Consider the following 22,501-nt stretch of genomic DNA (forward strand, 5'->3'; position numbering starts at 1 on the left):
CCGGTTTTTCAAACAGTGWAGCAGCTGCAGTTCAGCTAACGGATATTGTTCCTTTCCTGGTAGAAGATGAACTCAAAAAATCGGGCGGAAATTACACCAGGACAGACGACTGGGGAGTGCACGTTGTTCAGGACGGATTGCTAATTACGGGACAAAACCCGGCTTCTTCGGAAGGCGTGGCAGAAAAATTAATATCTGCTCTGAAAAATAATTAATCTATCTTTTGAGAGAGATAAGCTTTTCGGGCGGCCGTTGAAAACGGCCGCCCGAAAAGCTAACCATATAAGTTTAACATTACACCAATGAATACGATGACAAAAATATATTAAAGGAGATCATAAAGCAACGGGGAAAAACTTTCATATCATGACCTTGAATTTAAAGCTTAAATAAAAATACTTTCCTAACAAATTAAAAGAAGCCTGCACTCCCCTTCATTCTCTTTCGGAGCACGATGAATACAAGGCAAAACGCTTTGTGCGGGATGGTCTACCGCAAGTCTCCACAGGTTGCCTTTCCCTAAATTAACCGGCTTCGCATCTGCATTTGCGGCATAATGAAGATCAAAATAGTTATCTTTAAGAAAAGTTTCAAATTCCTCATTGGGGCCGTCATGCAGTTTTCGAAGCGCATCCCTTATTTCAGGAATGAGAATTTTTTGGGTGCACTGGTCATTTGGGATAAGTTCACTGGCTGCTCCGTAGTACGTACATAAAAAAGTAGAAGTTTCTATCGGGGAACGGTCTGCGTGAAAAGAATACACATCGGTGGGTATAATATCAAAATCATCGTCACGCTCATATTTTTTTAATAAATTAAGGGACGGTGCCGCTCCAAAATCCGCAAGCAGCTGGATATCCTGCATGATGATTTCTCTTGCTGCGTTTCCTTTTTCAGACAAATCGAGCGCTAAAAGATCATCAATGGAAATTTCTGTAATATTCTCCTTCAGGGTAAGCTTTGATACAATTTCTTGAAAATCACCTTCCGGATTTCTTTCCCAGCAAAGTGCATTGATGTTTCCCTGAAATTTTGTATTTACCAATTCCGCAAATGAAGAGACTATACCAATATGATGATGTTGTGGATATGTATTCATAAATAAAGCCTGCATTCTGGCAATGCAAAAATAGGAGCTTTGAAGATACTTTACAAGATGATATTTCTTAATCTTTACGTCACTCGGCAAGCTGCAAATATTCTGAATATAAGTGGTAAAGTTACCAATTGCACACAATTTGCTCATCTGTACAAACAAACCAAATACAACATATTATGCAGTTTATTGAATTTAAAAAAGAACATTTTAAAAAAGATGAAGAAACACACGATTTCGTGATTGAAATTTCTAAAGCAGAAATCGGATTCGGGGAAATTAAAGTACAGGAAAGAAAAGATGATGAAATCTATGAAGATGCAGATTATGAGATCAAAGATGACCCCTTAAAGATTACCATAAAAATGAAAAACCCTACCGATATAAGGGTTAATTTTTAGAATCAATAAATGCTCCGAAGAAATTCCGGAGCATTTTCAAAAACTAATAAAACATGAAAAACTACTATTTAACTTAAACAAATTTAATTCTAAAAACCCGAGGACCTGCATGATAAACTTTCTTTGTAAAGATGCTGCAGATGGGGAAGCCCCGGGATTTGTTATTATGTCTTATTTTCCAATTCTTTTACTTTTGTTTTCCAAATAATAAAGAAATTGAGGATTTTAATACATTTAAATATAGCAATAAAAGCGATCAATGAAATGAGGCACGTATACATCGAAAAGCTTTCCAGAAAGATGTACTGCAGGGCAAATATCAAAATATTCATCATCACAAAAAGCCCCGTAATTTTTTTATGTGATATTCCCAGCTGCAAAAGATAATGATGAATGTGTGATTTATCTGCCTTGAATGGTGATTTGCCCCGCAATACACGGTCTGCATAGACTCTTATGGAATCGATCATCGGAATGGTAAACACGAAAAACAGGAAAAACAGTCCATAAGGGAAGCCGGACACAGCATGATCAAATTTCGTAATATAAATTCCTATCGACACCAGAAAATAACCCAAGAACAAAGATCCCGAATTTCCCAGGAAAACCTTTTTCTTTCCTGAAAAATTGTATCTGAGAAAGGCCGCAATACCTCCTATGAATAACATGACCAGTTTCATCAGACCGTAATTCTTCGTGATAATGGTAATTGCTAAAAGCAGGATGAAGCCAATTCCGGCCATACTTCCGGCCAGCCCGTCTATTCCGTCGATGAGGTTGAAGGCATTAACTGCTGCTGCAATCACCAGAACCGTAATGATATATTGAGCATAAACATTAATTTCGTAAATCCCGAAAAACCCGTACAATGAAGTGATTCTTACTCCTGAAGAAGCGATTATAATGCTTACACAAATCTGGATCCCGAGTTTGTAAATGGCTTTGATATCTGTTTTGTCATCAAGTGTTCCCACCAGAAGCATCACGTAAGACGTAATGATGATCGGTAAAATTTCTTTTAAATCCTTCATGCTGGTTAATCCACCAAGTAAGGCCACTATTACTCCTATTGCCAAGCCGCCGATAAGCGGAATGGCTTTCTGATGCACCTTTCGGGCGTTGGGAACATCAACCAGCTTACATTTTTCAGCAACAATGGTCATCAGCGGAATGATGCAGATTGAGAGGGTAAAAGCCAGCAGGCCGTACACTGTAAGTTCTGTAAAGTTTCTCATAATGATTTGCTTTTAAATCCTGCTTTTAGCATTGTTAAACAACTGAATATTCTGCAGATGATTTACATGATATTTTGCGAGCACTTCCTGATCCAGCTTTGAAATTTCCGGATAGACACTGTTCTTTTTCGTTACTGAGAAGCTCTCCTGAATGATCCGGCTGTACTTTTCAGCGACGGTTTTCCAGACGTACTTATTGTTTGCAATTTTTTTCATTTTCAGGGCGCAATTTCTAAGCTCATTTAGGGTAAGGTTTTGGAGCAGATTTTTCAGCTCTTCTTCGTTAGAAAAATAGAGAGCTTGGTCGCCTGTGGTCGTCCTGTTATAAGAAACGCCGTAGCTGATAATGGGCAATCCCAAAAACATAGCTTCCACCAGAGACGGATTGGTTCCTCCCGCCGAATGTCCATGAATATACAATGAAGCATTCCCCCGGATAACGTCTAATGTATGCTGATCGTAAATGGGATCCAGCAGACTGATGTTTTCAAAAACAGAAAATTTTTGCTTCAGATTTTTTCCGTAAGGGCTATTATCCCAGTTGCCGACTATAACAAGATGCTGTTCGGGATTTTCACTAAAAACTTTTAAAATTGTAGAGACATTATTCTCAGGCTCAACCCGGCATACTTTTACTGCGTAAGGTTTAGATAAAAAAGGATATGTTGCAAAGTCCTGATCCGAAGGGGAAATATTTAATTTCGTATGATCTGCACCGTATTCAATAACCCTGCTGATCGTTTTATAGCGTAAAGACGTATAATCCTGAATTGATTCATTATCCGAAATATCAATATGGGAATATTTCACGGCCAGATTTTCTGCCCACCACAGATACAGTTTTGCAGCCAGTGGCCATTTATCTCTTTTCCACTCGATTCCGTCAATAGAAATAATTATTTTTTTATTGGTAAATAATCTTACAAAAGGCAGAAGCCATGCTCCCGCAACTCCGAGAATAAGCAGGACATCACTGCAGCGCAAGGCATGGAGAATAGACCAGCTGTCGTACAATATGCTCTGAATTCCGTTGGCTTCCAGAGGGATATATTTAAGCTTGCTGCCTTTCCAGCTTTGTTTTCTTTCTTCTCTGCTGTATTTTTTTGATGAACAGTATACGGTAAAATCATAGGCGTCGGAAAGCTCTTCTACAAGATGTGCCGTAAGGGTCTCGAATCCGCCGTAGCGGGCAGGAAGTCCTACAGTTCCGATAATAGCTACTTTAGTTTTCATACGATTATATTTTTCTTATAAAAGCAATACGATTGGCATTCCAAATTTAATTTTAATTATAAATAATTGATTTTCAATAGTTTAATTTAATACAATAAAATACCATAATTCCAGATTCCGGAAAAATGACCGTTAAATGGAAATCATCTGCACACAGGTTTCTTCAAAATAAGCTTCTGAAAACTCAAGGCTTTTTTGATATGCTGCTTCGCTGAAAGATTGGTAAATGTCTTCGTTGCACATGAGGTAATGGATTTTCCCGGACAGTTCATAGACATCTGCAGAATTGATAAGAAAGCCGTTTTTATTATCGCTTACAAGCTCTGTGATTCCTCCCACCGGCGGAACGATTGCCGGAAGCCGGTAACGCATTCCTTCGAGAATTGTTAACCCGAAAGTTTCCACCCATTCATCCGGCCGCGAAAGGTTGACAATAATGCTTGCTTCACGATAAAAGGCGTGCGTATCTTTCTGCGTTGGATACATTTTAAGATGATCCGGTAAGATTTTCCCTTTAAAATAAGCATCAATCTCTTTCTGCGAAGCATTCAGCACAAGCTTAAAAATATATGTGCTGTTTATTTCTGCCAGCTTTACAAATTCGTCTACGCCTTTATACGATTTTAAAGAACAGATCATCAGAATAATAGGTTCTTTGCTGCGAATAATATAGGATTGATCTGCTTTTTCCGCAAACTCACGTTCCAGAACATTGTACAGCAGCACCTGATTTTTAACAAGCGGTTCCTTTTTCATCAGGTAATCTGAAACAAAAACCCCTTTTGATGCAGTTAATCTTGCAATTCCGAACAGAAAATTTTTAAAAATCCTGGGCTTAACGGAAGTTTCATGGATGTGATAAATTATTCTGCAGCCCCTTAATTTTCCTGCAACAGCGGCTCCAAAAGGAAGCACGGTATTAATGTAGATAGTATCTTCCCTTCTCAGGAATAACAGAAGCTTAATCATAAGAAGAAGCTGACTGATAAAAAAGTTACAGATTTTTATCAGCGGGTTCTGAGAAAACCGGTACCAAATCAGATGGCGGGTTACTTTAGGCAAATCGGATAAAAAGCCTCTGCTCCCACCGGAAGTAAATAAGTGCGCTTCAATATTTTTTCCTGTCCAGGTTTTTAAAAGCTGCATTAATACCTTCGGGCTTCCGCTATAATCGTTTAATAAATGTATGGCTACAATTCTGTTCATATCATCTTGCTATAAATTTCATTGAGGTGTTCTCCCCTTTTTTCCCAGGAAAACTTCTCAACATATTGTTTTCTGGCTCCCAGGCTGAGTTTTTTTCTGAGCGGTTTATCTAAATATAGTCTCATCAAAGCCATGCTGAGTTCTTCCAGTGTTTTTTTATAATTCTGCTTCGGAACGGTGATTCCGCAGGAGTTATTGATAAATTCTCCCGGTCCTTCATTCTGAAGGCAGATCACCGGCAAACCGAAACAAAGCGCTTCCGGTACAACCATTCCGGCACCTTCATGTGAAGGAAAAAGAAATACCGAAGCACTGTCATATAGTTTCATTAATTCTTTTCTTTCGACCCATTCTTTGATTTCAATAAAATCATTCATCCCGCTGCGTTCAATCAGGCTTTCGTAGAGTGCTTTCTGTTCTCCGGCTCCTACCAGGATCAGCTTGCATTCGGCTTTATCCTTTTCCGGAAGCTGACTGATAAATTCTATAAATGAGCGTATCGTGAGATCAAAACCTTTTAAAGGCACAAATCTTCCCACACTTATTACGGTAAATCCGGTTTTAAGTTTGATCTCCTCATTTTGCTTAAAATCTTCCGTTGCTACTGAAGGGTACAGCGAATAAGAATTTCCGCTGAGATTCAGCTTTTCGGGAACACTGGTATTCATGCACCAGATGTGCCCGGAATGTTTGATGGTGTTTTTTAAAGAAGAAGAAAATTTCCAGAAAAAATTTTTCACGATCCAGGTCAACCTGTCTTTTATAAAATGGGTTTTTGAATACATATTTAAATACTGGCTTGGAATTAACGGATGATGTCCTACAGGTCCCCAAACCATTGGTTTATGCAGCTTCCAGAGAAAGCTCGGCGTCCAGTCATTGTGGAAATTTACGTTGTGGGTAATATCAAATTCCAATTTTTGTTTTTTGATGAATGAAACAATGCCTTTCTGCCAGAGATAGTAGTACAGCAATGCTCCCCTGCTTCCTTTTTTCCAGAACCTCATCCAGTACGGAAGGTCGAAATAAAGAAAAGTAATGTTTCTGTAAATGCCGTTGGGATGTTCCGCAATATATTTTTCGATATTTTTTCTGTTGTTTTCCCGTGTAATGGCGATCACTTTGCGAAATCTCGCAATCTGGCAGATAAAATTCCAGCCCATTGCATCTTCGGAGCCTTTATACGGATTTACGGCATAGCAGCTCGCCAATATAGTCTGATTCGTTTTCATAATTTCTTGTTTTTAAGAGTTTTGCAGGAACGCCTGCGATGATACTGTTTTCAGGGAATGATTTTGTGATAACGCTTCCTGCTGCCAGAATGCTTCCGTCGCCTATTTCCACACCGTCGAGGATGGTAACTTTGCTTCCGATCCAGCAGTTTTTTCCTATTTTAATTCCTTTCCGGCTCACACCCTGGTGCCGAATAGATAGATCAGTACGTTCATAATTGTGATTTTCCGGGTGACAGCTAAGATATTGTCCGGCAATGCATTCATCACCAATTTCGAGTCCTCCTGCACCGCCGAGATAGGCAAATTCTCCGATACCGACATTATTCCCTATTTTGATTTTTTCACCGGTATTATTCATAGAAGTGGAAACAATAATCCGGCTGAAAGCTCCGATGGAAACATTATTTCCGAACTCCACCCCTTTTCTTCCCAATGCGGAAACGTAGACGTCATTTCCCAGTCTTAAGAACTTTCCCCATTGTATTTTGGACGGGTTAAAAAAGCCTACTCTTTTCCCAAGCAGCATTCCCTTAGGATTTTTTAGAAAAAGCATAACTTTTAATCCGCGGAGCATACTGCATGCCTGAATCCATATCATCTGGATAACTGCACCGGAGTTCAATCCGGGATCCACCGTGAAATCAGGGTTTCTCATTTTTGCGATTTTCTCTACTATTTTCATTTTGCTGTGATTATGCTGTTCATAATTGTGTTTAAAGTGTCATTCAGATCATTATTCTCAATGGCAATGTATTGTGTATTGTCATTATGTTTTCCCAGTTTTGAAAACAACCTGTTGTACTCTGCGTTGAGATCACACACCGATTGGTAAGAAAGCTCCTTTTTCCTGCTGAGGATTTTTTCGGGCGATGCATACAGGAAGAAGTTGAATTTCGGCTTCATGAGGAAAAAATATCCGCTTTCAGTAACCGATTTGGGAAGGTTAATATTGCTTCTTCTGGCATCGGCCATGAAATCAAAATAATACCGGTCATACAAAACAATTTTACCGCGCATCACATATTTCAGATAGATGATAAACTGTCCGATAATATAATCTGTATAGTAGTAGCAGAATCTTGCGAAAGAAGACAGGATATTGTTGTTGCTTCCCTGCCTTGGCAATGAGCTTACCACATCAAGGTGCGCTTTATCCTTTCCTTTTACCCAGACGCTCAGAATCGGTAATAAAGAGGGCCTGTGTCTTAAAATTTTCACCGGTCTGCGGTACCGTTTTTCAATCAGATTCGAAATTTCCGAAATGACTGTTGATTTTCCGGCACCGTCAACACCGCTGAAGGTCATGACAAATCCTTTTTCGGAGAATGTGTCACTGATATATATGAATGTGTTTTTTAAAAATGATAATCTTTGCTTTGTACGCATTTTCAGTTGACTAATGTGTTCCGATATTTTTACAAGTTTATGTTCAGGAATATTTTTTTCAGTAAAAGCTCTGTAACGTTCCGGTACTTCGCTGCCGTTGAGGGTATAGAAATAATGCAGGTATTTTGCGGTATCACCGTTACAGGCAGTTTTAACCCCGAATTCATTTGGGAAAGACCGTTTGATAATCTTATTCGCTTTCATAAATTCCAATCCTTTCCACTGGATTTTCAGAATGAGATCGAGATTGAGGATCTGCTTATCCTTTGTGATAATCCTTACCCTGTACATAAATGATGTTTTTGTAACTGCAACTCTTTCTGCGAGGCTGTTTCTTTTGAGAAACCGAACCAGGTTTTCGGCATTTTGCGAAGACATTATTATATCAATATCAGAATCGAGGCTTAGTTTTTCGGGTTCCCGGTTGTGAAATTTTAATGCTGCATAAGGAATCGTGTGAAGGCTGTCAAAAATATCCATGATCAACAGTTCCCTTTCGGTATAGGATTTTTTTGCAAAATCGTTCAGTGCTTCCGTCCAGGTCTGCAGCAGCCAGTGGATCTGGAGATGCCATTCTTTCTGTTCAGCATATATTTTGAGGTAGGCTAATATATTGGTTAAAAGATAAAATTTCAGGTGATGGTACAATTCTTCTTCATTAAAATGAAAGGCAAGCCTGTTCTTTTGTTTAATTTCGTTCAGAATAGATTTCCATGGTTTTTTATCAACTAAAATCCCGTTCTGGATGATGAAATGAAAGAAATCGAAGCCTTTTGGCTTTTCGCAGGAAGCCAGTTCCCAATCGTAAACGGATAATGAATTATAGTAGACAAAACAATTCCATGGCGTGAAATCACCGTGAGAAAAAGAGAGATTGATAGATTCTGTTTCATTGGTTTTTCCCAATATTGTGTTCAGTTTCCTGATTAAATTCGGCGGTATTCTTTCGTCATGTATGGTCTCTAAATTTTTTTTCAGCATCTGAAAATACCCCCAATCTTCTATTTGGCAGCGGCGCTGATATTTATTTGTTATTCCCTTTACTGTTTGGGCGTGAATTCTTCCAAAAGAGTTCCGGCGCTGACCGTTTTTTGAAATATCTTCGGTCTGCAAAACATTTCCGTTGTGCAAAATGGTTTTCGGAACGGAATACAGCCGGCTGGAAGAGGCAAAGCGTATGTTGGCAAGTTCATTGATCAACAGGTCTTTTGCGGTTTCGGTGCACGCAATTTTGTAAAAACTTCCTGCAGTGTACAAAAGTGCTTTGTTATTAGGTCCCGGTGTTCCGGTGAACATTGCCCAGCTTGTTCTGATATTGAAAACAGGCTTTCCTTCCAACTTATAATATAAAGTCTCTTTTTCAAAGATGAGGTTTTGCAATCCAAGTTCAAAGACAATTTTTACCGCCATTGCATATAATCTTGCCTTAAAAGATGAAGCATTATAGAATTTTAAAAACAAGGGCTTTTTTGATTTTGAATTCCAAAACCAGCGTAACGAACCATCCGAATTTCTGATGTAAGAAAAAGATATTTTTAAACTTCCAGGCTGTTCTGTAGTGTACAATTTATATCCTGTGTTATTAAATAAAGTCTTCATAATTCTTGCTTTTATCTAAAGGATATAAATACACTGCCAAAAATATAAAATACTGATTTTCAATTATTTAAATAAATAAAAATCAGTACCGTTTTTCCATATTCTGGAATAAAGTCTAATTTTTAAACTCCATTTGCTTCATTAGATCCGGTCTTTTCTTCTGAAGAACTATTCTCTGAAGCCTGGTAAGATGATTATTATTGCGGAATGCAATGGAGAAAATAATGATCTGGTAGAACAATATCCCGTAATTACTTTCGCCAAAGATGCCGAATTCGGTGAAAGAATTAATGATGATAGGAATCAAAATCCCGATCAGCATAAGCTTCAACTCCTTCTGCGCGGAAAGTATGGATTTAACGGTAAAAAACACCTGAAAAAGAACGATGGTAAAACCGATAAAACCGAGGTTCATCAATACCTGCATAAAGGTATTGTGCGTCATTTTTCCGGGATAGGTATGTGCACTCTGAAAGAATTCCTTATAATCAATCCTCATAAAACCGAAGCCTAAAAGCGGTTCTCTTGGTAATCCCTCTGATATCAAAGCCTGCCAGAAAGGCAGTCTTCCGGTAAGGCTCATGACTTCTTCCAGCCTGGACTGGTCTCCGCCTTTTAAAATCACCGTGTAAACGGCAAATGGTGCTATTGCCATAACGACGGCAATAATTCCAAACTTCAGTCCTTTCCGTTTGGTCTGGTTGATATGAAAAAATATGATCAGCAGGACTCCGATAAGCGAAGACCTTGAACCCGTCATGTACAATGCATATAAAATAATAATGATTTTAATGATGGTCCAGACTTTATTTTTAAACCGGTAAAGATCGAAAATCAGGCAGGCACAACCTACTCCGGCAAGCATTCCCAATTCGTTAGGGTTCATTAAAGTTCCGCCAAGGCGGGCTTCTTCTCCTCCGTCGGTAAGACGGAAAAAGACATCAGGGTTTGTCCACATCCCGATCACAAAAACCAGCTGCAGCACGAAAACAGTGTTTCCTAAAAGATGATACAGCCGTATTGAATGGCCTTCGAAATAGACATCAAGTATTGCTAAGCTCTTCACAAAAAAATAAGCAAAAACAAAGCTCTGAAAAGTCATAAACCATTGCAACGCACTGAATCCCGGATTGGTACTCCAGGAGAATGATACAAATCCTAAAAAAAGATAGGCCATATATAAAACCGGTGAAAATATATTTTTATACACCAAAGAATTAACGCCTCCGTAAGAAATAATTCTGTGATAAACCATTATGGATGAAATCATCACACCCATTCGGCCTACAACTTTTATGGCTCTTGTAATGGCTACATTTTCGCTCCACGTAAAAAAACATGCTACCATAAGCAGCAGGATGATAAAAAGCTGATTGTTGATTTTTTTGAGGAAACGCTGATGATCCGTAGCCAGAGTCTGCATTTTTAGAAAGTGTATAATTTATTGTTCATTTCACTCAGAACATTGTTCCAGTCGAAGGCCTCTTCTACCATTTTCAGTGCATTATCGCTCATTGTTTGATATTCAGCATTATTTTTCTGACGGATATTGTATATTGTAATGAAAGCATCGGTAAGAAGTTTTGCATCAGGAAAAGCTAAGCAAATTCCGGCATTGTATTGTTCGATAAGATGTCCCACATTGGTATTCCTGGTCACAATACATGGCTTCCCGAATGCGGCTGCTTCAATTACGGCAACCGGAAGTCCTTCATTTCTGGAAGGATGCAGGAAAACGTCCATTTTCCTGATCAGGTCATTTTTTTCGTCTCCGAATTTACTTCCCATCAATTCTACACAATGTTCGAGATTATTTTGCTTAATCTGCTGATGAAGATTTTCTTTTTCCGTGCTGTCTCCGATTATCCATAATTTTGATTCCGGATATTGTTTTGAAAAAGCGGCGAAGCCATCAATCAAAATGTCGAGTCCTTTTGTGTAGACATCAAGCCTTCCTACAAATCCGAAAATCATGGTTTTTTTTGCATATATTGTTTTGGGATCAGATTGTATTTTTTCAAATCCGTAATGAATCAAAACCGTCTTATCAGTACGCTGAAGCGTATGAAGTCCATCAATCTCACTTTCTCCGATACAGTGAATTTTTCCGGCATTCGTAATAACTTTTTTTTCAAACCATTTGAAATAAAACTTTTTAATAAATCTGCTTTTCTTCATCGCAATTTCGTTATAGGAACCATGCGGTGTGATCACATATCTTCGGTTGCTTTTCTTTAAAAACCGGCTTAATGAAGAAAATACGGGGATCCATCCGCCATGAAGATGGAAAATCGTTTCATGTGCGCTTTTAAGGATTTCTTTTTTTAATCCTTCCGGAATGGAAAAAGGATTTTTTCTTCTTTGAAAAATTTTTGTGGTAAATATTCTTTCGGGATAGTTGATTTCCGTGTTTTCCGAAATTCCCCATACTTCAACATTCATCTTTCGTAAAGCCTGTTTCGAGGCAATGTTAAAAACAACTTTGTTCACCCCATTCATTTTTTCAGGGTTTGCTTTTCCTAATATCAGATGTACTATGTCCATAGTGAAATCTTTTTTTTGTTAAGGAGAATTTTCCAGTAAGCAATCATCAGAATCTGGTTCATGGCAAGCCCGGCAACCGCTCCGTACAATCCTCCGAATTGTAATAAAAAATGAAAGCTCATTATAGAAAACACAAACGAAATGCAGTATCCTGTAAAAAATGCTTTATTCTGTTCCAAAACCCTTATGGAAATCCGTGTCGGATAGCTGTAAATAATCAAAATATAAAGTACCGAAACAAGCTTTACGACAAATCCATATTCCCGGTATTTTTCACCACCGAGTAACGTAATAAGCGTTTGGGAAAAGACGAAAAATAATCCGATTACTATTCCCATAACAACCATCCACTGCACCATATTTTTAAACATTTTTTTTCTTACCAATTCCTGATCCTGATAGTACAGCTTTGCCGTTTTAGGAATATAATAATTCTCAACTGTCTGCAAAATAACGTTGATGACGCCAAAAAATGACTGAACCAGCCGTAACGCTCCCAAAGCACTGACTCCCAAATACATTCCCGCAGCCAGCGTAAAAAAGTTGGATGAAAACCACTGTAAAAGCGATGCGCTTACCAGCCATTTCCCGGCATTCCAATGATACTTCCAGAGTGCGGAATTTTTAATGTTCAAATCCGAATTCCTGATGATATACCAGATTCCCGGAACGGAAGCTATACAATTAACCAATCCAATAATCAATAAACTTTTATCAAGCGAAAGATTTTCCTGAATAATAATTAAAGGAAAAACAAGAATAAAAATACTGTCAATGAAAAGCACAAGCTGAATACGGTCTGTTATCAGCAGAATTTTTCTCAGAAAATCCTGTAAAATATAAGCTGAAACAAATAAGATGATGGACAAAATATGATGTCTGAAAATTGTCAAAAAGGGAAATGGTAACAATTTCAATGAAAACATCAGCAAAGCAAAAATCAATATTAGCAGCAATGCAGCCTGAAACACAAAGCCCAAAGATTTTTTACCGAATTTTTTTGCTGCCAGAATCTGAAACGGCTGTACGATAAACGCATTGCAAACCGCCACCAAAAGGTAGGTTACCAAAAGAACCGATGAATAAAAACCGAAATCTGAAATGCTTAATTTCCTTGCCAGAACAAACGCAAGCAGAAAATTGGATCCGCTGAAAATAAGCTGATCGGTAAATACCAGAAACGAATGCTTTTGTATGAGTTTAAAAACATTTTTCATGATCTGAATTTTTTCAGCATCTTATTAATTGTGAGCATCAGGCTTGGGTAATACCCTTCTTTGTTCAGGACAAACCAGAGATTATCAAGATGGTATTCGTCTTTCAGAAGTTCAACATTCATGATATTTCGGGCGGCAGTTTTCCGGCTGTCCAGCAAAAAAATATTCTGATCGGCAATCTTCAGGAACAGCAGCGGAAGCTTTCCTTTTTTAACAGCCTGATTATTAATAATGCAGAGGTCTTTATCTTCCATATTCCTTCGTATGATTTCTTCCATTTCATGGGCGGTATGCTGAAGGTTTTCTTCTGCTGAAAAATTGAGGTAGTGATCTCCGATTTTATTTTTTAATGTTCCGGCAACATCCACTACCAATATTTTCCTGGATTGTGCTTTTAACGCCTTTATCATATGTTCTGCATGGAAAGCATGCTGCGCTGCAGCGTCATAAGAGGTAAGACAGATGATATTTTTTTCTTTGAGCATTCCTTTAAGATCCATCTCAAGAATATTTTCGAGGAAATGATGTAGTACCTGGTTTTTATCTTTAATGTATGGCGTAGCAAATGCAACAGGGATTGCGCTGTTTTTTTCGATGGTATCAATATCATTTACCTTGGCTTTGGCAAAATGAACCGCATAAATCAATATGATGGAACCGATCATTCCTACAATAGCAGCAACAATAATAATAATTGAACGCATGGGAGAAACGGGATGTTCCGGAAGCTCTCCTCTGGTAATGATTTTATGGAAAGAAATCTTGGCGGATTTGGCGATTTCTGCGTCTATCCTTTTTTCATTGAGGAAGTTATAGTTTTTTTCATACAGATTAAATTCCCTGTTCATGATGTTGAGCAGCTTTTCTTTTTCCGGCAGCCCTACAAAAGCCTGTTCGGCAACATTGATGTCTTTGTCCAGGTCATTATATTTTATCTGAAGATTATTCTGTGTATTTTTAATGCTTTCAATCTGGTAATCGGTAAGGTCTTTTATTTTAGCATCAATAGTTTTTACTTTTTCATGTTCGGGAGTGTAGGTAAGAAGAAGCTCTTTTTTTTCGGCCTGAAGCTGCTTAATATTTTTGATCATCTCCGTGGAAAGAAGATCGTTGAATGCTTCAAAATTCGTTGCCAGATCAGCAAAGTTGTCTTTTCCTTTTTCAACATAACTATTAAGGTTTTTGATGGCATCCAGATTCATTTTAATATTGCTTTTCTGAATTTTCAGCTGCGCGATTTTCCTGAGATCCGTTTCTGTTTCCTGCGGGATATTGATAATATTTTCTTTCTCCCTGTAATTTTCAATACGGTTTTCTGCCTGTGAAAGTTTATTATTGGCCTGCCCGATTTCACCTTTAAGAAAATCTACGGTGGTGTTTGCTGCGCGGTATTTGTTTTCAATATAATCCTGAATATAAGTTTCAGCCAAAGTGTTTACTAAAAGTGAGGCTTTTTCCGGAACGTTGCTTTTAAAATTGATTCTGATCACAGGAACGTCTTTATCTACTGAAACGATATCGAGGTTCTTGTTGATTTTATCTAAAAGATTTTCCCTGCTGAGAAATTCAAATTCATACTGATCAATGATTTTAGCGTCTGGTTTTGCCGACAAATATTTTTCATTCTTTGAAATGAGTATTTTTCCGCCTTTGATGTTTAAAGGACTATTAAAAGTTCCTTTTATTTCTTTGGATGAACCCGGAACTAACAAGGTATAATGATTTTGGGAATTTACAATAAGCTGAAATTTTTTATCATAATTTTTTTTATCGTTAAAAGTTGCTTGCACCGTAATGGGAGAATCATTGAATAATTCTACGGAACGCACTTTTCCTTTCCGGTATATTTCGGTTGAAAAGGGTAATTTTTCGAGGGTTTTTTCAAGCAAAGATGTGGATTTCAGGACTTCAATTTCCGTACTGATTTTATTGGGCGATGCAAATACATCAAAATCTTTGAAAAGATTCGCACTGGGAACACCTTCCTGAGTGTCTGCCAGTTTCAGTTTTGCGGTACTTTCGTACATCGGGGTAACGTAGTTGAGGTATTTTTTGGCACCCAATACGGAAATTACCATCACGGCAATTACGATAGGAAGACCTCTTAACAGAGGTTTTAAAAATCTTACATTCTCGTTGTTCATGGTTAATCGTTTATAACAGTCCGAATACAATTGCCGCAGCAGATGTAACCGTAGCAAAAGGGATAATGGTAGAAATTCTCTTGTCGAAATCTTTGCTTTTCTTGGAAGGAACGATAACGTAATCTCCCGGATGCAACACAATGTTTTGGTTGGGAACATCTTTCATTTGGGTAAGGTCTATATTCGTTACCCGCACATTTTCGCCTTCCTGCCTGAGTATTTTGACTGATTTCAGGTTGGCATACATTTCAAATCCTCCGGCTTTGGAGACGAGCTCCAACAACGTATTCTGGTCTTTATCAACCTGAATTACAGCCGGATTGCGCACTTCTCCCATTACTGCAATTTCCTTGTTGAGCACTTTCACATCAACAATGGGATTGACCAGCCATTTTTTAAGCTTGTTTTTTATTTCCTCTTTAAGTTCCGGAAGGGTTTTGCCTAACACGGGCGTGGTTCCCAGCCTCGGAATTTCAATATTCCCGTTGTTATCTACCAGCAGCCATTTTCCGTATACTTCGTTAGAATTATAGATTCCGTACACTGAACCTACGCTGAGATCATCCTGCCCCCAAACCGACAAAGTGATTTTATCATCTTTCCGGATTCTGTACTGATAAGCGGGATCAAAGCTGAAATCCTGCATATCCCGTGTAACATTCTCTTCTTCTAAAACGTTGTAGGTTTTGCAGGAAAGAACCAACAACAGAACAATGGCGTAAATGATTACTTTTTTCAACATGGCTTTAAAATAATAATGAGAAAAACCTCCTGATCGATTTAAATTTATTCTGAGCCATTTCCTGCCTGATGCTTACAATCTTTTGTATCGTTTCATTCATTTTTTCGCAGACATCATTTCCTTTCACCAAATAATCGAAAGTGCCGTATTTCAGCGTATCTACAGCCGTATCGATACTTTGCTGCGCAGAAACCATGATTACATAAATATTGGGGTCGTACCGTTTTATTTTCTTCAGTACCTCAAAACCGGTAAGGTCTTCCATATTGTGATCCAGGAAAATGATATCGGGTTTAAGATGAAGTGCATTAAGGCATTCCGTTCCGTTGCTGAAGATCGTAATATCGCTGTAATGGTGGTTTTTTAAGTACCGCTCATACATGCTTGAGCAGAATTGGTCATCATCTACAATAAAAAGCTTCAGATTGTGCGTGTTTTCCATTTGAATTAATTTATGGATTAACCGTTTCCACAATTATACCTTTTATTTAAACCACTGATTTGCAAATATTTAACTTTAAAAAACTTTCCAGAATATGGAATTTAATCCTGATTCCGGACGATTACAGCTGATCTTTTTTCATCATTGCAATGGCCTCCATGAGTGTATTTTTGATTTTTTCAAACAGTAAATACAGCTTAGAAATTTCCATTCTCTGTTCTTTTGCAGAAACTTCCAGTTCCCTCATTTCCGAAGATATGGACGTAATGCCTACCGCTTCCACGCTTGGCCTGATCTTATGAATGAGCCTCGCAATTTCTGCAAAGTTTTGATTGTTGAATGCAATCTCTATCAGCGGAAGCATTTCCTGAGTCTGGGTAATGAATAATGCAATAATTCTTTTAATAAACGCTTCATCCCCCTGTCCGAGTTTTTTTATGCCCGTTAAATCATAAGCCATTTCTTTTACCGCTACTGTATCTGATTGAGTTTTTTGCTGTCTGATATGCTTATCGATAATGGTAATCAGGCTTTCCTCTGCAAAAGGTTTGGTGATGTAATCATCCATTCCGATGCTCAGGCATTTGTCGATTTCGCTTTTAAAAGCATTTGCGGTAAGCGCAATAATCGGGGTTTTAATTCCCTTTTCTTCCCGTAAAATCTGCGTGGCCTCAATACCGTCCATTTCAGGCATCTGAATATCCATTAAAATAATATCAAACTGTTCTTTTTCAAGAAGCTCTACGGCAATCCTTCCGTTATCTGCTTTTGTTACCCGGCAATTGTAATGCTTCAGCGAATTTTCGGCAACGAGCTGGTTCAGCTCATTATCTTCAACCAGTAATACTTTCGTTCCATCCAGCACAATTCGCTGCTTTTCTGATGGATCTTCATTGCTTAATTTTTCACTTCCTTTTTGAAGAACAAGCTGTATGGTAATTGAAGTTCCGACGTTTTTTTCGCTTTTTACATCAATATCACCTTTCATCAGGTGGATAAGCTCTCTGGTAATTGACATTCCTAATCCTGTACCGCCATATTTTCTGGATATGGAGCTGTCTTCCTGATTGAATTTTTTAAATATGCCCCGAACATATTCTTCACTCATCCCGATTCCTGTATCGGTAATGCAGATCAAAAATCTCTGCTGATGAGGAAAATCTTGTATAACTTTACAATCAACCGAGATCTCTCCTGTGTTGGTAAACTTGAGAGAATTGCCGAGAATATTATATAAAACCTGCTCTATTTTAGAAGGATCTCCTTTAAAAACAGGGTAAAGCTTATCTGAAAAAAATGTGCTAAGCACCAGTCCTTTTTCCTGCGCTTTTGGTTTAAGAATAGTAATTACGTTTTCAACGCTTTCTTTCAATGAAAAGTTTTTATTTTCCAGCAGCATTTCGCCGGATTCTATTTTTGAAATATCCAGAATATTGTTGATAATTGAAAGTAAATGCTGGGAAGCATTGTAGCTGTAATCTAAAAATTCCTGCTGAGAGCCGTTTACACCCACCCTTTTCAGCTCACGCAAAAAGCCTATGATGGCATTGAGTGGAGTTCTGATTTCGTGGCTCATATTGGCGAGGAAAACCTCTTTGGCCTTAGATGCTTCAAGTGCTTTGGCCCGCTGAAGCTTCAGTTCTTCTTCCAGTTTTTTCTGATCTGTGATGTCGAGATGAATTCCTATTGCACCGAGAAGGTTTCCCTGATCATCGTAGTTGGGGGCTCCGCTAATCGCCCACCATCTTATTTCTCCCCGTTTGTTCTTTATTGGAAGCTGATATACGCTTGAGACGCCTTTTTTTCTTAATTCAATCTGGTCGTCTACAAATTGAAGATTTTCTTCACCGTGGATAAACAAATGTCCCGGATTTTTATCAATCAATTCATCGGCTTCATAGCCGGATATTTCACAAAAGTTCTGATTGGCGTAACGGATCTTTTCATTATTATCCACTTCCAGTAACCCGAGGTTCATATTGGCAATAATGTTCCGGTATTTTTCTTCCTGTCTCCTGAGGTGGTCTTCTGCTTTTTTTCTTTCCGAAATATCAGTATATTTCCAGAGATGCCCCTGGTATTCATCATTAATGAAAATAGGAATATAATCTCTCTCGAGAAATTTTCCGTTCTTCATTTCCAGCAGCTCGTTGGTAACAAGTTTCCTTACTTTAAGTATTTGATTGATTCTCTCGACAAAATACTCTTGATCTTTAAACAGTACTTTAGATTCTTCCGCAGAATTTGTGCAGTCCAGTCCTACCATTTCATCCACAGAAACCGGTATATTAAACATGTTGCAAAAAAGGTCATTAGTAAAGATGATCTGACGTTTTTCATCTTCCATTAATATGCCTGACTGCAAGTTTGCCAGTAGCTTTTTAAGCATTTCAACTGTTCGGGAAAGGTTTCTTTCAAGAACGAGGCGTTCTCTTACGTTGACAAGAACCTGGGTAAATATGGTGAGCAGGTTTTTCTCTGTATCCGATAAATTGTGATAATTTTTCACAAAATCAAAACCTACAAAACCTAGGCATTCATTCTGCATCATAGCCGGAATTACAAAAAGGCTTTTAATATCCTGGGCCTGTAATATTTCTTTGAGTTCGCTGTCGGGAAGTTCTTCAACATTAGGATAATAAATGCTTCCTCCTTTCCTGTTGATCTCCACCCAGTCGCCCATCATTTCAAGAGGGATATCCTGAAGGTTGTCTATTTGCGGGGTAATTCCTTCATTGCAATATTCATAAATATTGGAACAGGTTTTTCCGGCAAAGTTATACCTGAAAATATAAGCGCGGTCTGCCTGTACGAATTCAGACATTTCTTTAAGAGATTTGTTGACGCTTTGCGATACTTTTTCAATCGGAATATTGATATATTCGGAAGAAATATCCATTAAAAGATTCTGAAATCCAAGCTGTTTATTAAGCTGTTCCTGCAAAAAGATTCTTTTTTTAAGCTGCTCTGAAACATACGAGGAAAGTTCTGTAATATCTTCGGAATCCTGATTTTCAACAGAAGAATCAAGCATTTTAACCGCTTCATAAAGATTTGAAATTGACTTCTGCTTAAGAATATTTTCACTTTTGAGACTTTCATTAATCTCATTATATTCTTCTTCGCTTTGCTTAAAAACATGATCCATAAGATCTTTATCCCGCTCAAAAGATTTGTAGGATTCATTAACTGCATTGATAAAGCTTTTGAACTGAGGATGATTTTTGCAGTCTTCTGTAAGATATTTATCGATTTGCCTTCTTAAAAGCTTATGAAGTTCAATTTCCATTTTGCGCAATTTCATTAATGGTGGTGATGGTAATGGTCTGGTTATGCAAAACGCAGTTATCAAAAGGACGCAGTGGCGATATTTCGCCGTAAGAATAAAATCCGGCAATCAGAGTATCCGGTCCTAAAACATCCTTTACCATATCAACTTCTTCGGCGGTACGGTCTCCCAAAACAAGCTTTCTTCCCACACAGCTGATGATAATTGCCATTTTAGGATTTTGGCGGCAGATTTCAAGACACTGATTGGCTGCATCGTGAGCCGCATCAACCAGGCGGTCGATATTGGCTTTCATAAACCGTACTTTGCTGCCTTCCGGAAGATCGCCTGCAAATACCATTGTGCTATCATTCTCATTAACAGACAAAATGGTTCTCACCACAGGATAAGGATGATCGCCTGAAGTAAGCGACAACGGGAAAAGTAAAGCTGAACCCGGCAATTCCTGCGCATATTTTCCGAGGTATTTTTTATACAGTTCGAGTGCATTTTTACCGTCAATCTCATAGAGGACATTATTATGCGATTTGGTAACGGTTTTTTCAAGCCCGAAACTTTCCCATCCGCCAAATGAAGAATGCGATAGCATCAGATTGTTCCCGTAAAATCCTATCGCTACAATTTTGTTGGGTTCTGCCGCAGCATTTAGCCCTACAACCGTTTTTTCAAAATGGTCTCCATCACCGGCAAGGCCTCCGGTAATTAAGACACCTTCGGGACGTCCGGAATTGAGGCCTTCAACAAGCTGGCTTCCGTTGACACTGCTGCCGTCCGACAAAATGAATACCCATTTCAGGTCTTCTTTCGGGAGCTGATTGATAAGCAACTTTCCGGCCTCATAGCTATCAGGGAAATCCGTAATATCTATCTGGGCAGTTTTCAGGCAGGCGGTTTCAAAGCTGAGTATGGTTACTGCTACGGTATCATCATAAACATCATTGCTGTAAATTTCTCCGGAAGACGATGATAAAGCGATCTCCGCATTGGGAAACTTTTCTTTTAAAAGGCTGAAAAAAATTTTATCTTCAATACTGTTTCTTACTCCGTAAGCCAGTACCAGCTGGGCATTTTCGTAGTTGAGGTTTTCATCATTTCTTTCAAGCTTCCATTCTCTGTTTTTATAAAGTAGTTCGGCAACTTTCATGTATTATTTTGTATTTTGTTTTCAGTCTGGCTCAGTAAATTATATATTGTAGATTTCCCGATGTCCAGCATTTTAGCTGTTTTAATAACATCATTATTATTTTTTTTCAGAAAATGGAAGATAATATCGGTGGTGTATTCCTTCAATGTTTTGTGCCCGTTGAGAAAATTTTCAGATTTTTTTTCAAGGTTATAAAATGTAAGGTCTTCGGCCATAATTTCTCCGTGATCTGCCATTACACAGGCAAGATCAATAACGGATTTCAGCTCCCTGACGTTTCCCGGAAAACCGTACGACAAGAGCTTCTTTTTCGCTTCATTTGACAAGGATAAAGGTTTACATTTATTTTCCTTTGCAAACAGTTCTATAAAATGCCTTGCCAGAATTAAAGTGTCCTGTTCTCTTTCGCGAAGCGGCGGAAGTTCTATCGGAAGCCCAATAATCCGGTAATAAAGGTCTTCTCTGAAAGTGCCTTTTTTAACTTCATTAGCCAGATCTTTATGTGTTGCGGTAATGACCCGTACATCAAGCTTTATTTTCTGGTTTCCGCCAACTCTGGTAATTTCCCTTTCCTGAAGGGCACGAAGCAGCTTGCTCTGGATGTTGAGATCGAGTTCGGCAATCTCGTCGAGAAAAATAGTTCCGCCGTTGGCCTGTTCAAATTTTCCTAACGCCCTTTCTGTTGCCCCGGTAAACGCTCCTTTTTCGTGGCCGAAAAACTCGCTCTCGACAAGCTCTTTCGGGATGGCAGCCATATTTACTGCTATAAACGGTTTATTTTTCCTGGAAGAATTATAATGAATCGCTTTCGCAACAACTTCTTTCCCGGTACCGGTTTCCCCTGTAATCGAAACATTGATGTTTGACTGTAAAGCTTTGTTTATTTTTGAAAATGTATTTTTTATGGATTCGCTCTGGCCGATGATTGTTTTTTCAAAAGCATATTTTGTCCCGAGTTCGTCTTTGAGGTCTTCAACTTCCTGTTTTAGAGAAATATTTTCTTTGATTCTGATGATTGAATTCCACAGCAGCTCTTTCGTATGCTCGTTTTTTACAATATAATCTTTTGCACCAAGCTTTAAAAAATTTACGGCAACCTCAATATTTTCCTGTCCGCTGATGACGATAATCGGAAGTTCCGGATATAAATTTTTGATCTGGTTAAATAGCTCATCTCCCTGCAAATCAGGCAATCCGAAATCAATACAGATAATATCAGGAGACTGATAAAGCGCTGAAAGACATTCCTTTGCGGTACTGCAGATATGAACATCATAGTCGGGATTAAGCTGTAGGTAATATCTTAGCATCTCTGCGAAGAAAGGATCATCATCAACTAAAAATATTTTCATTATTGTGGCTGGTTTTAGTTTTTATGGTATCACTAATTTAAAAACTTTTGATCAGACTAAGAATAATTTTCAATAAAAAAATATAAAATAAAAAAAAATAAATATTTATTATCGCAATATTAAAAATCAAGTAAAAAAATTAAGTTTTTTTAAGCGATTGCAGTCTGCGTTTAAATATTAATATTTAATAATCCCGACAGTGCAGGACAATATATAACTCCGTTTGTTTTAGATTG

At 38.1% G+C, this 22,501-nt stretch carries 17 protein-coding genes and 1 pseudogene; 2 read left to right on the forward strand and 16 right to left on the reverse strand.

From position 1 onward, the window contains the following. A pseudogene (locus tag SOP96_RS06850) lies at positions 1-215 on the forward strand (type 1 glutamine amidotransferase domain-containing protein); the annotation flags it as partial. 188 nt (positions 216-403) lie between these two features. Here the strand turns inward: SOP96_RS06850 and SOP96_RS06855 are convergent. Next, positions 404-1,099 (reverse strand): DUF1826 domain-containing protein, encoded by a 696-nt coding sequence (locus tag SOP96_RS06855; protein WP_326320285.1) that lies wholly within the window; start codon positions 1,097-1,099, stop codon positions 404-406. 176 nt (positions 1,100-1,275) lie between these two features. On the opposite strand from SOP96_RS06855, the gene SOP96_RS06860 reads away from it, so the two are divergent. After that, entirely contained in the window at positions 1,276-1,497 is a 222-nt protein-coding gene (locus SOP96_RS06860) for a hypothetical protein (protein ID WP_326320251.1), read from the forward strand. Between the two features lie 164 nt (positions 1,498-1,661). Here SOP96_RS06860 and SOP96_RS06865 read toward each other — a convergent pair whose 3' ends face one another. The 15 genes from SOP96_RS06865 to SOP96_RS06935 all read right to left on the reverse strand — a co-directional run bounded on the left by SOP96_RS06865 (position 1,662) and on the right by SOP96_RS06935 (position 22,265). Next, positions 1,662-2,732, reverse strand: a complete 1,071-nt coding sequence (locus tag SOP96_RS06865; protein ID WP_326320252.1) for a glycosyltransferase family 4 protein — start codon at positions 2,730-2,732, stop codon at positions 1,662-1,664. A gap of 12 nt (positions 2,733-2,744) precedes the next feature. Next, the gene (locus SOP96_RS06870) at positions 2,745-3,965 is read right to left on the reverse strand and encodes a DUF1972 domain-containing protein (protein WP_326320253.1); all 1,221 of its coding nucleotides are present in this window, start codon (positions 3,963-3,965) and stop codon (positions 2,745-2,747) included. Between the two features lie 132 nt (positions 3,966-4,097). Then, on the reverse strand, positions 4,098-5,171 hold the full coding sequence (locus SOP96_RS06875; protein WP_326320254.1) for a glycosyltransferase family 4 protein: 1,074 nt from the start codon (positions 5,169-5,171) through the stop codon (positions 4,098-4,100). Then, positions 5,168-6,403, reverse strand: a complete 1,236-nt coding sequence (locus SOP96_RS06880) for a glycosyltransferase family 4 protein (RefSeq protein WP_326320255.1) — start codon at positions 6,401-6,403, stop codon at positions 5,168-5,170. Before SOP96_RS06880 ends, SOP96_RS06875 begins: the two co-directional genes overlap by 4 nt. After that, on the reverse strand, positions 6,351-7,088 hold the full coding sequence (locus SOP96_RS06885; RefSeq protein WP_326320256.1) for an acyltransferase: 738 nt from the start codon (positions 7,086-7,088) through the stop codon (positions 6,351-6,353). The genes SOP96_RS06880 and SOP96_RS06885 overlap by 53 nt, the downstream gene beginning before the upstream one ends. Further along, positions 7,085-9,391: a hypothetical protein gene (locus SOP96_RS06890; RefSeq protein ID WP_326320257.1), complete on the reverse strand. Its 2,307-nt coding sequence runs from the start codon at positions 9,389-9,391 to the stop codon at positions 7,085-7,087. The genes SOP96_RS06885 and SOP96_RS06890 overlap by 4 nt, the downstream gene beginning before the upstream one ends. Before the next feature lie 115 nt (positions 9,392-9,506). Next, positions 9,507-10,814 (reverse strand): O-antigen ligase family protein, encoded by a 1,308-nt coding sequence (locus SOP96_RS06895; protein WP_326320258.1) that lies wholly within the window; start codon positions 10,812-10,814, stop codon positions 9,507-9,509. A gap of 2 nt (positions 10,815-10,816) precedes the next feature. After that, positions 10,817-11,935: a glycosyltransferase family 4 protein gene (locus SOP96_RS06900; protein ID WP_326320259.1), complete on the reverse strand. Its 1,119-nt coding sequence runs from the start codon at positions 11,933-11,935 to the stop codon at positions 10,817-10,819. Further along, positions 11,926-13,152 carry a lipopolysaccharide biosynthesis protein gene (locus tag SOP96_RS06905; RefSeq protein ID WP_326320260.1) on the reverse strand — a complete coding sequence of 409 codons (1,227 nt, stop codon included), beginning with the start codon at positions 13,150-13,152 and terminating at the stop codon, positions 11,926-11,928. Before SOP96_RS06905 ends, SOP96_RS06900 begins: the two co-directional genes overlap by 10 nt. Next, entirely contained in the window at positions 13,149-15,296 is a 2,148-nt protein-coding gene (locus SOP96_RS06910; protein WP_326320261.1) for a GumC family protein, read from the reverse strand. Before SOP96_RS06910 ends, SOP96_RS06905 begins: the two co-directional genes overlap by 4 nt. Positions 15,297-15,306: 10 nt before the next feature. Next, positions 15,307-16,038: a polysaccharide biosynthesis/export family protein gene (locus SOP96_RS06915; RefSeq protein WP_326320262.1), complete on the reverse strand. Its 732-nt coding sequence runs from the start codon at positions 16,036-16,038 to the stop codon at positions 15,307-15,309. A 4-nt stretch (positions 16,039-16,042) separates the two neighbouring features. Next, positions 16,043-16,480: a response regulator gene (locus SOP96_RS06920; RefSeq protein WP_326320263.1), complete on the reverse strand. Its 438-nt coding sequence runs from the start codon at positions 16,478-16,480 to the stop codon at positions 16,043-16,045. A gap of 121 nt (positions 16,481-16,601) precedes the next feature. Continuing rightward, entirely contained in the window at positions 16,602-19,769 is a 3,168-nt protein-coding gene (locus tag SOP96_RS06925; RefSeq protein ID WP_326320264.1) for a response regulator, read from the reverse strand. Then, complete coding sequence (locus SOP96_RS06930) at positions 19,759-20,913, reverse strand: FIST signal transduction protein (RefSeq protein WP_326320265.1); 1,155 nt, start codon at positions 20,911-20,913, stop codon at positions 19,759-19,761. The genes SOP96_RS06925 and SOP96_RS06930 overlap by 11 nt, the downstream gene beginning before the upstream one ends. Continuing rightward, positions 20,910-22,265: a sigma-54-dependent transcriptional regulator gene (locus SOP96_RS06935; protein WP_326320266.1), complete on the reverse strand. Its 1,356-nt coding sequence runs from the start codon at positions 22,263-22,265 to the stop codon at positions 20,910-20,912. Before SOP96_RS06935 ends, SOP96_RS06930 begins: the two co-directional genes overlap by 4 nt. Between the last annotated feature and the right edge of the window lie 236 nt (positions 22,266-22,501).

The sequence above is a fragment of the Chryseobacterium salviniae genome, from assembly GCF_035819015.1.
Taxonomy (GTDB): domain Bacteria; phylum Bacteroidota; class Bacteroidia; order Flavobacteriales; family Weeksellaceae; genus Chryseobacterium; species Chryseobacterium salviniae.